Source organism: bacterium (assembly GCA_016873475.1).
Classification (GTDB): Bacteria; Krumholzibacteriota; Krumholzibacteriia; order JACNKJ01; family JACNKJ01; genus VGXI01.
Genome location: VGXI01000012.1, coordinates 1 through 13775, shown reverse-complemented (window position 1 = coordinate 13775; position 13775 = coordinate 1). Strand labels below are relative to the sequence as shown.

Sequence of the window (13775 nt, the reverse complement as noted above, 5' to 3'; positions counted from 1 at the left end):
GAGCGCTCCGCGGAATCTAGGCCGGAGTCTGCCCCCGCTCGTCAGGAGCGGCGGCGGCCGCGCGCCGTGCGGCGTCGGCCAGGGCGAGACGAGCAATCTCCGCCACCAGTGCGGGGAAGTCAAGGCCGGCGGCCGCGGCCGCCATCGGGAAGAGGCTCGTCTCCGTCATGCCGGGGATGGTGTTGACCTCGAGGCAGTAGGGCGTGCCGTCCGCGGCGAGGCGGAAGTCCACGCGCGCGAGGTGCCGGCAGCCGAGGAGCTGCCAGGCCTTGAGGGCGTCGGCCTGGACCCGCGCGGCGAGCGCGGGCGGCAGCTCGGCCGGGCAGACGTAGCGGGTGCGCCCCTTCTCGTACTTGTGCTGATAATCGTAGAGGCCGCTGGTCGGCAGGATCTCGACGAGGGGCAGGGCCTGCCCCCCCAGCACAGCGACCGTCAGCTCCCGACCGGGGATGAAAGCTTCGACGAGCAGCTCCCCCGAGACCGCCAGCACGCCGGGCAGCTCGGCGAGCGCCTCGGCGCGGCTCGCCAGCACGGCGAGCCCCACGCTGGAGCCCTCCCGATTCGGCTTGATCACGGCCGGCCAACCGGGGTCGGCCTCCAGGCGTCTGGCCAGCTCCTCGGGATAGGCCGGATCGGCGAGCCGCGGGGGCGGCACCTCGACGAGGTAGCCGGGCGGCACGGCGAGCCCCCCGTCGCGCAGGAGCATCTTGCTGCGCCACTTGTCCATGGCGAGGGCGCTGGCCGCCATCCCGCAGCCCGTGTAGGGCAGGCCCAGCCAGTCGAGCAGGGCCTGGACGGTGCCGTCCTCGCCACTGCCGCCGTGCAGGGCGATGAAGACCAGATCCGGCTGCCAGGCGCTCCCCGGCCGCGGCGCCAGCGCCTGGGTGAGAGCCTGGGGAGCGGGCAGACCCGCCTCGCGGCCGGCCGCCGGCGGCGCGGCGTCCGGGGCGCCGAGCTCGGGCAGGGCCCTGAACTCGGCCAGGGGCAGGGCGGGCAGTGCCGGGCGACCGGTGTCCAGGAGGCGCAGGTCCCAGCCCAGGCGCTCGAAGGCGCCGGCCACGGCCAGACCCGTCTTGAGGCTGATCGCCCGCTCGCTCGAGCGGCCGCCGACGAGAACCACCACGCGCGCCATGCTGCCTCCGCGGATTTGCTTGGCGCGGCAGCCTAGCACGGCACTGCCGCAGCGCCCAGGCGAATCGCGGTCTAGCCGTCGGCCTCCAGCGCCCGGCGCAGCGCCGGCAGCTCGGCCCTGTCCCTTTCCGGCAGCTCGGGGTAGCTCAGTCGCATGCGCTTCAGCGCGGAGACGACGATCTCCGCCACGGCCAGGCGGGCGAAGGGCTGGTCGTCGGCCGGAATCGCGTACCAGGGCGCCCAGGGGCGGCTGGTGGCGGCGAGGGCCTCGCCGAAGGCGTCGAGGTAGTCGTCCCAGCGCTGGCGCTCGGCGAGGTCGCCCGGGTCGAACTTCCAGTGCTTCTGCGGCTTCTCGAGGCGATCGAGCAGCCGCTTGCGCTGCTCCGCGCGCGACACGTTGAGCCAGAACTTCAGCACCATCGTGCCGTTGCGCGCCAGGTGCTGCTCGTGCTCGCGGATCGAGGCGTAGCGCTCCTGCCAGAGCTCGGCGAGCGGCAGCGCGCGCGGCAGCCTCTGCGCGTCGAGGAACTCCGGGTGCACCCGCACCACGAGCACCTCCTCGTAGTAGCTGCGGTTGAACACGCCGATCACGCCGCGCTCGGGCAGGCGGCAGGCGCAGCGCCAGAGGAAATCGTGCGCCAGCTCCTCGGCGCTGGGCCGCTTGAAGCTGATGACGCGGCAGCCCGCCGGATTGACGCCACTGAGCAGGTGGCGGATCGTGCTGTCCTTGCCGGCCGCGTCCAGGGCCTGGAAGATGAGCAGCAGCGCGTGGCGGCCCTCGGCATACAGGAGCTGCTGCAGCGCGACGAGCTCGCTCACCTGCTGCGCCAGCGCCTCGCGACAGGCCTTGCTGCCGGGCGCGTCGGCGGGCGGCCTCGTCGGCTGGCGGCGCGCGTCGAAGCGGCCGTCGAAGGGCACGCGGTAGGGCGAGGCTTCGATCATCGCGGGACTCCTTGCGCGCTCAGGGCGCGCTCTCTGCGGCCGGCGGCAGCGCCGGGCGCACCTTGAAGACGCGTTCCTTGCGGATCGCGACCGTGCCCCGCGGCGCGCCGCGCGGCTTCGTCACGAACTGCGCGAGCGTGCCCGAGACGGCCACCGTGCCGCCCGCGCGCGCCTTGCTGTGCCAGGCGGCCACGGCGGCTGCAGCCTCGAGCGCCGCGCGGGGCGGCTCCTCGCCGGCGTCTCCCACCTGGAGCAGCACGTGGCTACCCGGCATCCCCCGCACGTGGAACCACCAGTCGCGGGGCCGGGCGATCTCGAGGCTGAGCCGCTCGTTGTCGGCGTCGGTCTTGCCGGCCAGCACCCGCCAGCCGCCGGGCAGCGTGTAGACGAAGAGCGCCGCCGACTGCCGCGAGTCGCCTGCCGCGCTCATGCGAGCGTCTCGCCGGCCCGCGCCGCCGCCTCCCGGACCCGCGCCTGGGCGTAGTAGATGAACAGCAGGGCCACCGGGAAGGCGAGCAGCAGGTCCCAGACGCAGTTGACGAGACCCACGACCCACCACTGGCCGGCCAGCGCGGCGCCGAAGCGCAGGTTCACCCACCAGCTCAGACCGAGCACCGCGATCACGGGCAGCTGCCAGGCGGCGAGCAGCTCCAGGCGCCTGCCCTCGGTGAGCGCGAGGCTGCGCGTCCGCGCCTCGCCCGGGCTCAGGCCCTCGAAGAGCACCGCGGCGTCGGCCAGCGCCCAGCGCGCCATCAGCCACAGACCCGGCACGATGAAGAGCACGAGCCCGGCGCCGACGAGAACCTGGATGATCAGGCGGTTCGCGAAGAGCAGGCCGTAGCGTCCCCAGGCCGCCGCGATCGCGCCGCGGTAGCCGGCCTCGCCGCCGTAGAGCGACTCGCGCATCAGCGCAAAGAGCGCGCCCACGGTGAGCGGCGCGCTGAGCAGATCGTAGGCCAGCCCGACGAGAAGCAGCTTCGGCGAGAGCTCCTCCCAGCCGAGCGGCCCCGTCAGGTAGCTGAGCAACAGGTTGCCGGGCAGCCAGAACGTGAGGACGATCAGGGCGGCGGCCCGGCCGCGGCCCAGGAGCAGACGCGCCGCGGCGTCCAGCCTCTCGAACATGCACACCCCCGCGGGACTCGAGCGAACGCGGGCACCCTAGCACGGGTCGCGGAACTTGTCGCGGATCTCCTTGCTGTAGGGCTCCGAGGCCCCGCGGGGGATGCTGAGCGAGAGCCAGCTCCCTGCCGAGTAGTGCTTGGCGAGCAGCACGAGCTGCCCGACATGGTAGGCCGTGTGGGCCAGGCTGCGGCGCAGGGCGTTCTCGACGCTGTAGGGCTCACCGCGGATGGTCACCCGGCGGTCGAGATCGCCGGGCGCGAGCGCGTCCAGCGCCAACTCCAGGCGCCGCCAGCCTTCGGCCCAGGCGGCCATCAGCGATTCGCGGGTGTCGTCGGGCTCGCGCTGAAACTCCAGGTCGCGCCGGCGATCCGGCTTGTCGCCGTCGCTGGTGAGGAAGTCCGTGTAGCGGGAGCGGAGATTGCCGGCCAGGTGCTTCACGAGGAGCGCTGGGCTGTTGGACTCCCAGTCCAGACTGCGGAAGAAGTCCTCCTCGCCCAGGCGCTCGAGGGCGCGCTCGGCGAGACGCTTGTAGTCGAGGAAGCGCGCCCGCAGATCGGCGAGCGCGGGGGCAGTGGACATGGCGATACCTCGGGCGACGGGGTCGCCCTCAGCATCGCAGAGAACACTGCTCGGCGCCAGCGCCAAGCGCGGGAGCCGCGCTGCGACGGCTATTTGATCAAGATCAGCTTCTCACTCGCTGCGTAGACCCCCGACTCCAGGCGCACGAAGTAGATCCCACTGGGCAGCGCCCGACCTTGGCTGTCGCGGCCCGTCCAGCGCAGGCTGCCCCCGCCGGCGGCCGCGGGACCGTCGTGGAGCAGGGCGACGCGGCGCCCGCTCGCGTCCAGCACTTCGAGGCGCAGCGCACCGGGGGCCGGCAGGGACCAGGCGATCGTCGTGGCGGGGTTGAAGGGGTTGGGCCAGGCGGCGAGCTGCGCCGACGCCGCCGGCGCCCCCTCGGGCGCGGCCGTGACGATGCTGCCCGCGAAGAGGCTCCAATCGTCGAACCAGAAGCCGTCGCCCGTGACGCCGCCGTCCGAGCCGAAGTCGAGGCGGAAGCGCGTCGCCGCGCTCAAGTGCTCGGTGAGCACGAAGACCACCGGCTCCCAGCCGCTGCTCGTGCCCGACCAGCCGGGCGCGTTGCCGAGCCCGCCGAGCAGGATGTCGGTGTAGCCCGTGACCGGCGCGAGGGGATACCAGGTGCCGCCTTCCTGGATCTGCACGCGCACGCCGTCGAAGCCGGCCTCGGTGCCGCGCCAGATGTGGAAGCTGAGCAGGAGCTGATCCTCGCCGGCGAAATCGTAGACCGGGCTGAACACGGTGCCGGCGACATCGTCGCCGTAGTCGCCGGTCTGGCCGACGCCCCAGCACTTGCTGCCGCTGAAGGCCGCCGGCGGGCCGCCGTCCAGCGGCGCACCCCAGCTCCAGAGCCCACTGCCGTCGGCGCTGAAGCCGCCGGCCGTGGCCTCGAAGGTCTCGTCGGCGTCCGGCAGCAGCAGGCCATAGGCGAGCAGTTCGCGGCCGCCGCTCAGGCCGCCGAAGTTCCAGCCGCCGAGCCAGGCGGCGCCGTGGCCCGGCAGGCCGCCGAGCAGGAGCGGGAAGTTCACGCCCTCGGGCACGCCCGTGAAGGTCCAGATCCCTGCACCGTCGCTGAGCGCGGGCAGGAGGGGTGTGTCCACGGCCTCGACGCGCACGCCGGCCAGGGGCGCGAGCGCCTCGTCCTTGACGCGGCCGCTGAGTTCGACCAGCGGCAGGGGTACCATGGCAAGGTCGAGCACCTCGTCCTCGCCGCTCGCGAGCGTCACGCCGGCGGCCAGCGGCGCGTGGAAGAAGTCCGTCAGCTGCAGGGTGTAGCTGCCCGCCGCGAGCACGAAGGCGTAGTGGCCGCTCGCATCGGTGGCGCCGAAGCTGCCGGTCTCGGTGACCGCAATGGGGACGCCCGCCAGCGGCAGGCCGCTCACCGCATCCGTCACCGCGCCACTCACGCGCGCGATGCCCGCCGCCTGCACCTGCGTCCAGGCCGGCGGCAGGTTGGGCCGCGGCCCGATATGCACGCCCGGGTTGTTCTGCGGCGTGCCCGTGGCGACGAGCACCTCGCGTGCGAGCCGCGCGTCGAGACTGAAGCCGTAGGCGCTCTCGACCATCCCCTGCAGCGCGGCCACCGCGCCGACCACGATCGGCGAGGCGCTCGAAGTGCCGCTGAAGCTGCTCGTGTACCACTGCGTCTCGGGCAGGGGGTCGCCCTGGAGACCGCCGTAGCCGCAGGTCGTCACCGTGTAGCCCCAGCCGTGCAGGTCGACGCGGCTGCCGTAGTTCGTGAACCAGGCGGGATTGAGCGTGGAGCCGTCCGTGGCGCCGCACATGATCGCGCCCGAGTCGCGCTGGTTGCGGTCGAACAGGCCCATGTAGACGGGATCGTCGAGATCCTGGCTGCCGTTGCCGGCGGCCTCGCAGACGATGCGGCCCAGCGCCGTCGCCGTGCGGATGGCGTCGAAGTTGTCCTGCCAGAACTCCATCGGCACATAGCCGAACTGCCCCGAGCCGTTGGCATTGGGCCCGGGCGCGTGCAGCTCGATGAGCGCGAGGTCTCCGACCGCGAGCGCCAGCGCCGCATTGAGGATGGCGTCGGCCACCGACTGGTCGCCGATCGAGGAGCCGCCCACGCCGGCTAGGGGCGTGATACCCCGCACGCCGAGGCCGTTGTCCTGGCCGCGGATCTCGCCGAGCACGGCCGTGCCGTGGTTGCGCCAGCCGAGGCTGTTGATCTGGGCGCCGATCTCGGCGATGGGCGCGGGCAGGTCCTCGTGGCTCCAAAGCCAGGCGCCCTCGATGTCGATCACCGAGACGCTGGCGCCCAGCGCGCCCGGCACGCCGGCGACGTCCCAGGCTCCGACCCCGAGCGGCGCGGCCTGCAAGTAGCCCTGGAGTCCGCTGAAGTCGGGGGTCGGCGCCCCGACCTGAATCGGGGGCCCAGTCTCCCCGCCGGGCACGGCGCCCGTGAAGGCATCGAAGCCGAGCGCGGCCGGCACGGCGACGGGCTCGAGCCAGGCTGCCGCGACGGCCGGGTCGGCGGCGATCGCCGCGAGCAGAGCCAGTCCGGCCGCGCGGTCGCCAGGCGCGAAGGCGCCCTCGATCTGGGCGTAGCGGGCGAGGTCGGGCAGGACCGCAGCGCGCGGGTCGCGAGCGGTGGCGCGCAGGGCATCGAGCACGGCCAGCGGCGCGCTGAAGCGCGGCGCCAGGCGGGCCGCGGGCGCGAGCGCGGCCAGGCGCGCCGCGAAGGCCGCCGCGGCCCCGGGCGCCCGCGAGACGGGCCCGGCCGCTTCCATGCGCAGGCCTTCCGCGAGCTGGATGACGATGCGCCCCGAGGGCGCGGCCGTCTGCAGCGCGATCTCGCCGCCGGGCAGGGCCGGACGGGCGAGGGCGGCGAGGGGCAGGAGCGAGCAGAGCATCAGGAGGGCGAGACTTCGGCGCATGGCGTCCTCGAGTCGGAGGCCGGGCGGGCGGGCCCCGGCGTAGAGGGTGGTGGGCTCTATTATAAGCCATGTGTGGGCCGCGCCCAAGCGCGCCTGCGCGCTTGGTTTCGGACCGGACTAGCCGAGATAGCGCGCGCGGAGCACGGCCAGGTGGTGCGCCTCGTGCCCGGCGATGATCCAGCCGAGGGCGCGCACGCTGAACTCGCCCTGGTTCGCGCGGCCGCGGCGCTGGAGCTGCTCGGCCGTGAAGCCGTCGAAGAGCGCAATCGTCGCCTCGCGGACGCGGCGCAGCTCCTCGCGCAGCGCGCTCCAGGGGCGGGCGTCGAAGCCGGCCGCCGCCACATAGGCGTTCTCGTCGAAGCCGGGCAGCTCGGCCCGCTCGCCGCGGGCGATGCAGAGCGCGCGCATTGCCAGGATGCGCTCGCTGTCCGCAATGTGCCCCAGCACCTCCTTGATGCTCCACTTGCCCGGCGCGTAGCGGGTCAGCGCCTGCGCCTCCGAGATGCTCTCGAGCAGGGAGAGGGTCTGCGCGAGCTGCCGGCCGAAGACCGCCGGCGGCTTGCCGACCTCGACGCGCTCGACGTAGCGCGCGTAGTAGGCCGGGTGCTCGTCGGCGGCCGGGCGGTGTGTCCAGAGCGCGCTCATCGCAGTCCTCCTGTGCGGCAAGTCGGAATGCGCGAAGTATGGAGGACTGGGCGGCCCGCCACAAGCCGGCCGGAGGTGGGAGTTTCCACGTGGCAACTCCCCCTGCCGATCAAGGGCCGGGAGTCAGGGTCACCAGCGCCGCGGCGACCCAGGTCGGCGCCGGCGCCCGGTGGCGCGCGCCTAGAAGCCGCCGGCCTGACCCTCCTTGCGCGGATCGGAGGCCGCGCAGTAGCCGTCGGCCAGGCGCAGTACCGCCTGCGCGCCGCCGAAGTCGCGCGGCGGACGGTTCCGCACGATGAAGTGCCCGCGCGCGGCCAGCGCATCGGCGGCCGCCGGGTCGAAGCCCTCCTCGAGGGCGAGCCGGCCGTCGGCGAGCAGCTGCCAGCGCGGCGCGTCGGCGGCGGCCTGGGGGTTCTGACCGTAGTCGATCACGCGCAGTAGCATCTGGAGCTGCCCCTGCGGCTGCATCGGCCCGCCCATGAAACCCAGGCTCATCAAGGGTCGGCCTTCGCTGGTCACGAAGCTCGGCATCAGCGTGTGGAAGGGGCGCTTGCCGCCGGCCACCGCGTTCGGGTGGCGCGGCTTCAGCGTGAAGCCGGCGCCGCGGTTCTGCAGCGCGATGCCCGTGCCCGGCACGACCACCCCCGAGCCGAAGCCCATGTAGTTGGACTGGATGAAGGAGACCATCATCCCGCTGGCGTCGGCGCAGGCGAGGGTGACCGTTCCGCCCGGCCCCGGGATGCCCAGCTCGCGCTCGCTTGCGCGCTCGCGATCGATCTCTTCGGCCCAGCGCTCGAGCAGGCCGTCGTCCAGCAGGCTCATGGGCTCGATGCTCATGTGGTCCGGATCGGCGACGAGCCCGTGGAGGAGGTTGAGCGAGGAGCGCATCGCTTCGACCTGCAGATGCACGGCCGCGGCCGAGTCCACCGGATGCCGCTGCGGCTCGAGATGGCGCAGCATCCCGAGCGCGAGCAGGACGGCGATGCCCTGGCTATTCGGAGGCAGCGTGTGCACGCCTACCCCGTGGTAGTCCATCTGCAGCGGCTTCACCCACTCGGATTCGTGGCGCGCGAGATCCTCGGCGACCAGCGCGCCGCCGCCGGCGCGCGAGGCGGCGACGATGCGCCCCGCCACCTCGCCGCGGTAGAAGGCCTCGCCGCGGCTCTCGGCGATGCGCCGCAGCGTGTCCGCCTGCTCGGGACAGCGGAAGCGCTCGCCGGGACCCGGCGCCCGCCCGCCGGGCAGGAAGGCGGCGCCGAACTCGGGGAAGTCGCGGAAGCGCTCGGCGGCGCGCGCCCAGGCCGCCGCCGTCACGGGCGGGACGAGCCAGCCCTCGCGAGCGTAGCGCAGGGCTGGACCGAAGAGCTGGGCGAAGGGCAGCCGGCCGAAGCGCTCGGCGAGCGCGACCCAGCAGTGCACGGCGCCGGGCACCGTGACAGCGTCCCAGCCCAGCTCGGGCATCTTCTCCCGCCCGCTGAAACGAACGGGACTCCAGGCCGCGGGCGAGCGGCCCGATCCGTTGATGCCGTGCAGGTGCTCGCCGGTCCAGACGAGGGCGAAGGCGTCGCTGCCGAGCCCGTTCGAGGTCGGTTCGACCACCGTGAGGGCGATGGCCGCGGCGAGGGCGGCGTCCACGGCGTTGCCGCCTTCCTGCAGCATCTCGAGGCCGGCCTGCACGGCGAGGGGCTGGCTCGTCGCCAGCACATTGCGCGCGAGCACGGGCTCCCGCCGGGAAGAGTAGGGCTGTTCCCAGGAGAGCGATGAGGGGTCCATGGTTACTCCTGACGGTCCATCTCGTCAGTTCCTGATGAAGCAAGGCGCTTGCCCAGGCTCACGCGCTCCTCGATGGTGAATCCCAAGCGTTTGTAGAAGGCGACCGCGCCGATGTTCGCGGCCCGCACTTGCAGATTGAGCTTCGGGCAGCCGAGGGCGGCGAGAAACAGCTCTCGCTGCACGGATAGCTTGCGCCAGATGTCCCGCTCGGGCTGGTTGTGCCGGGGCGCGTCCGGGAAGATCTCCCGCCAGAGCGCCGCGGGTCAAGCTAGAGGCTGAGCCACTTGCTCACCTTGAGCAGGAAGACGTCGTGCCCTCTGACGCGGAAGAGGGCGTCGAGGTCGTCCGCGTAGCTCAGGCGGCCGCGGCCGACGACGTCGCTGCGCGACTGGCTCCAGACGAGGTAGAGCAGCGAGCCCGGGCTGTACTCCCAGCGCAGCACGACGTTCGAGTTGAAGTCGCGGTAGTTGAAGTCGGGGTTGCCGATCCGGTAGTCGGTGCCGCCGTCCACATCCTCGTCGACGAGGTAGCCGCCCTCGCTCGCGTCGTAGACGATCTCAGCGCCGGCGAAGCTGTGGTAGCGATCGGCGAAGCGCTCGGCGCGCGGATCGGTGATGCGTTTGAAATCGCCGTAGTGCCCGGCGGTCACGAAGGGCGAGCCGTAGACCTGCAGGGTCAGGTTCGGGCTCATCGCGTAGTCGGCGCGCAGGGTGAGCGCCACCGTCTCCTGGTCGAGGTCGGCGAAGAGGTAGCGAGGTTCGCCGCCGAAGCGGGTCCCGCCGACGTACTGCAGCTCCGTTTCGTAGCGCGAGTACTCCGGGCTCATGCTGAGCTGGAGCGCGTTGCTCGGCTTCGCATTGAGACTGAACCAGTAGCTGCGATAGGCAGCCGCATCGGCAGCGTCGAAATTCAAGTAGAGGCCCGCGTGGGCGCCGACGCGCGCTCGGTGATCCGAGTTGAACCAGCAGTTCAACTCGACCTCGCCGGGGTGGCGGAAGGCCGGGCCGCCGCGCAGGGTGCTGTTGGAGATGGACTCGCCGGCGCGCGTTGCGCCCAGGCCCATCGACATGTTGTTCCGGAACTCCAGGTTCGCATTCAGGTTCGCCATCCGGCGCAGGCGCGTGCCGCCGAAATCGAAGTCGTGCCACTGATTCGTGTTGATGCCGAGGCGGCGCAGCGGCCCGCAGGGCTGGGCCGCCCAGCCGAGCCAGGTGCTCTGGTTGATGATGTCCGCCTCGCGCTGATAGCCGAGGTCGTTGATCTCGAAGCCCGGCGAGCGCCAGCCGACCTGCGTCTCGAAGCGCCAGCCCGTCGACTTGAAGCGGCCGAAGCGCAGCGACCCTGCGTGCCCGGCCAGGTGTCGGCGCTGGGGATCGAAGTCCGACGTTTCATTGTCCGGCCGCTGGAAGTAGCGCGCCGAGGAGCGCTGCGTGAGGGCGATCGCCAGCGAGTCGCCCCGTACATCGCTCGCAAGCAGGTTCGCGCTGACGCGCCACTCGCGGTTCCAGAGCGTGCTGTAGAAGTCGAGGCCGCCGGCATAGGCCTGCCGGTGCATGAACTCGAGGCCGGGGTCGGCGTGGCGGTTCACGGCGGTCAGCATGCCGCCGACCTGCGTGTCGCCGCGGCGGAAGTCCTTCTGCAGGCGCCCGGCGAACCAGTTCGTGCCGGGCTCGACGGGCACCTCGCGCTGGGTGCCGTCCGTCGCGCCCCGCGCCCGCTCGGCGGCGGTGACGCTCTCGAGCACCCCGAGCGACCAGCCGCCGGCGGTCTTCCCCGTCAGCTTGGCCGCGCCGAGAATGGTACTCGCCTCGGGCAGCTCGAGATGCTCCGGGTAGTCGCGCGTCCACCCGGGCCAGGCGGGCTGGCGGCCGATGCGCCGGGAATGGAAGAGGATGTCGTTCGTGTTGCGGCCGTTGGTCATCGCCGGGGCGACGCTGTAGCGGAAGATGTCACTGCCCTCGATGAAGAAGGGCCGCCGCTCCTGGAAGAAGGTCTCGAACTCGCTCAGGTTGAGCTGCGAGGGGTCGGCCTCCACCTGGCCGAAGTCGGGATTGACCGTGAAGTCGAGGGTGAGATTGCTGCTCACGCCGAGCTTGCCGTCGAGGCCGCCGGCGAGCTTCCCTTCGTGGCCGTCGGTGAAGGGATTGCCCGCCTCGGCACCGAAGCGCTCCTGACGGGTGACCGCGTAGGGCATCAGCTCGATGCGCCGCTGGACGGGCAGGCCGACGAGGCCGCGCAGCTCGCCGAAGCGGCTCACCCAGCCCGGCTCTTCCCTGCTCTTCGGCTGCCAGAGCGAGCGCTCCTCCTCCCGGAAGAGGCGCCGCTGCACCTGGAGGCCCCAGGTCTGCTCGGATTGCGGTTGATAGCGGAGCTGGCTGAGCGGGATGCGCACCTCGGCCGTCCAGCCCTGGTCGTCGATGGCAGTCCGGAAGTCCCAGATCGGGTCCCAGCTGCCGTCCCAGTGATCGCCGTCCTGGGAGATGAACTCGTCGCCGCGCACGCCCGAGACGCTGGCGGTGAAGGAGTAGGCCGTGCGGTGGTCGTTGTAGCTGTCGATGTTGACCTCGACCCAGTCGCCGGGGAACCAGTCGCGGCGGGCGAGCTGGCGTTCGATGCGCCCCGGATCGGAGTCGAAGGCCCGATAGGCGAGGTAGAGATGCTCGTCGTCGAAGAGGACCTTGAAGGCCGTCTGCTGGCTGGGCGCCTGGCCCGCGTCCGGCTGCCACTGGACGAAGTCGCTCGCCCATTCGACGAGACTCCAGCAGGCGTCGTCGAGCCGGCCGTCGAGCTTCGGGCAGCCGCTGCCGCAGTGCTGGGTCTCGTAGCTGCGGCGGGGGTAGCGGCTGGGCAGGCCGGGGTCGATGGGTTTGGCGGGGATCGTCTCCACGAGAACAGGCAGGAGGACGGCCGCAGCAAGGGGGAGCAGACGTCGCATCAGGGACCTCTCGAGCGGGGGTGGCGGGGAAGCCGCCGGCACCTAGCGCAGAGGGCGCCGCGGGGTTTCAGGGCGCCCAACGAGAGTGAGACAAGCCGCCGCGCGCGAGGGTTCGGTCAAAGTTGTAGGTTGTACCGCGGAGAGTGTGCCTGGTACGGCAGCTGCCCCTGCCCGGGCATGCTCACGCTACCTGCACCGAACGCCACCTGGCAGCCGCCCTTCTGCCCCAATCCCAACTGCCGCTATCACCGCGACTTCGCCGCCGACTGGCCCTGGAAACGCCACGGCTACTACTGGCGACAGCTCCGGCCTCACCGCATCCAGCGTTTCCAGTGCCGGGCCTGCCGCCGCAGCTTCAGTACACAGACCTTCAGCACTGGCTACTGGCTCAAGCGCCCGGACGTCCTGCCCCAGCTCTTCATGAAGACCGTCGGTGCCATGGCCAACCGCCAGATCGCCCGCGAGCTCGCCGTCGCCCCCAGCACCGTCGATCGCCAGCTCGAGCGTCTGGGACGCCACTGCCTGCTCCTCCACCAGGAGCTGCTCGCGCAGTGTCGGATCGAGGGCCCCGTCGCCGTCGACGGCTTCGAGTCCTTCGAGTACAGCCAGTACTTTCCCTTCCACCACAACCTGGCCGTCGAGGTCGAGACCAGCTTCGGCCTCGGCTTCACGACGAGTCCGCTGCGGCGTAAGGGCCGCATGCGACCCGACCAGAAGCGGCGACGCGCTGAACTCGAGGCCCAACTCGGGCGACCGGACCCGAAGGCCATCGAGCGCGGCATGGGCGACCTGCTGCAGATCCTGGCGAAGTGCTGCGCGCGGTTGCAGCTGCGCTCGGACGAGCATCCGGCCTACCCGCGCGCCTTGCGTGGGCTCGGCTGCTCGGCTGTTCATCGGGTGACCTCGTCGACCGAGCGCCGGGACACGCACAACCCCCTCTTCGAGGTCAACTTGCTGGACCTCTTGATCCGCCATAGCAGTGCGAACCACCGCCGGGAGACGATCGCCTGGTCGAAGCGGCGCAACGGTTCCTCGCTGCGGCTGGCGATCCTGCTCGTCTGGCGGAACCTGGTGAAGCGGCGCTGGGAGAAAGGCCCGCCGGAGAGCCCAGCGATGCTCAAGGGCCTGGCCGACCACCTCTATACGGCTACGGAGCTGCTCGCGGCCCGTCGGTTCCCGAGCCGCATCGAGATCGAGCCGGTTTGGGTTCGAATCTACACAGGCGACGAGAGGACGCCGGCCCTGAGCATCAACCGCGGGCATCGACTCAGGTACGCTACCTGAGACGATGGCCATCGGCAGCGGGCGAAGCCGAGCGAACCTGATTGACACAATTTCCGCGGCACAACCTATGGCATGAACGCAATCGCGTGGGCCAGTATCCTCGAGGGAGCCCAGTTCTCCCGCCTGCTCGCCGAGCGGCTCAGCCTGGAGGGCTATGCGGTGAGTACGGCGGCCGACGGGAAGCCCGGCCTCGCCGAGTTTCGCCGCGGCGAGTACCCGCTCGTGATCCTGGACATCATTCTGCCCGACATGGAGGGCCTGGAGACCCTGCACGAGCTGCCCCGACTGCTGGCTGAAGCGCCCTAGCAGGGTGCTGAAAAAGGCCGTGCGGATGGCCGCTGAATGTGCTTGAAGGGAGCTACCCCATTCTTCCGCGAGGTAGCTGGCATGCGTGGTCCTGACGATCGGCACGAGGAGTTCTTCAGCTACGTTCCCTTGGAGGCTCGGGTCCCCAAGGACCACCCCCTGCG

Annotated in this window: 12 protein-coding genes; 2 read left to right on the top strand and 10 right to left on the bottom strand. The window is 71.7% G+C overall.

Annotated features, from left to right (window positions below):
* Positions 1-16 precede the first annotated feature (16 nt).
* From FJ251_02265 to FJ251_02220, 10 genes are all read right to left on the bottom strand, one after another.
* Positions 17-1132, bottom strand: coding sequence for a D-alanine--D-alanine ligase (locus FJ251_02265; GenBank protein ID MBM4116556.1), 1116 nt, complete (start codon positions 1130-1132; stop codon positions 17-19).
* A 71-nt stretch (positions 1133-1203) separates the two neighbouring features.
* Positions 1204-2073 (bottom strand): polyphosphate kinase 2 family protein, encoded by an 870-nt coding sequence (locus FJ251_02260; GenBank protein ID MBM4116555.1) that lies wholly within the window; start codon positions 2071-2073, stop codon positions 1204-1206.
* Between the two features lie 19 nt (positions 2074-2092).
* On the bottom strand, positions 2093-2503 hold the full coding sequence (locus FJ251_02255; protein ID MBM4116554.1) for a DUF814 domain-containing protein: 411 nt from the start codon (positions 2501-2503) through the stop codon (positions 2093-2095).
* On the bottom strand, positions 2500-3195 hold the full coding sequence (locus FJ251_02250) for a hypothetical protein (protein MBM4116553.1): 696 nt from the start codon (positions 3193-3195) through the stop codon (positions 2500-2502). The genes FJ251_02255 and FJ251_02250 overlap by 4 nt, the downstream gene beginning before the upstream one ends.
* 36 nt (positions 3196-3231) lie before the next feature.
* Complete coding sequence (locus tag FJ251_02245; protein ID MBM4116552.1) at positions 3232-3774, bottom strand: DUF1572 domain-containing protein; 543 nt, start codon at positions 3772-3774, stop codon at positions 3232-3234.
* Between the two features lie 89 nt (positions 3775-3863).
* Entirely contained in the window at positions 3864-6668 is a 2805-nt protein-coding gene (locus tag FJ251_02240) for a hypothetical protein (protein ID MBM4116551.1), read from the bottom strand.
* A gap of 117 nt (positions 6669-6785) precedes the next feature.
* Complete coding sequence (locus FJ251_02235; GenBank protein ID MBM4116550.1) at positions 6786-7313, bottom strand: DinB family protein; 528 nt, start codon at positions 7311-7313, stop codon at positions 6786-6788.
* A gap of 180 nt (positions 7314-7493) precedes the next feature.
* Positions 7494-9086 carry a gamma-glutamyltransferase family protein gene (locus FJ251_02230; GenBank protein MBM4116549.1) on the bottom strand — a complete coding sequence of 531 codons (1593 nt, stop codon included), beginning with the start codon at positions 9084-9086 and terminating at the stop codon, positions 7494-7496.
* 2 nt (positions 9087-9088) lie between these two features.
* Complete coding sequence (locus FJ251_02225; protein ID MBM4116548.1) at positions 9089-9328, bottom strand: hypothetical protein; 240 nt, start codon at positions 9326-9328, stop codon at positions 9089-9091.
* A gap of 26 nt (positions 9329-9354) precedes the next feature.
* On the bottom strand, positions 9355-12021 hold the full coding sequence (locus tag FJ251_02220) for a carbohydrate binding family 9 domain-containing protein (protein ID MBM4116547.1): 2667 nt from the start codon (positions 12019-12021) through the stop codon (positions 9355-9357).
* Between the two features lie 177 nt (positions 12022-12198).
* Here FJ251_02220 and FJ251_02215 point away from each other — a divergent pair, with 177 nt between their 5' ends.
* Together FJ251_02215 and FJ251_02210 are read left to right on the top strand one after the other, a co-directional pair.
* A complete protein-coding gene (locus FJ251_02215; protein ID MBM4116546.1) occupies positions 12199-13305 on the top strand; it encodes an IS1 family transposase in 1107 nt (368 codons plus the stop codon).
* 72 nt (positions 13306-13377) lie between these two features.
* Entirely contained in the window at positions 13378-13611 is a 234-nt protein-coding gene (locus tag FJ251_02210; protein MBM4116545.1) for a response regulator, read from the top strand.
* Positions 13612-13775: the final 164 nt, after the last annotated feature.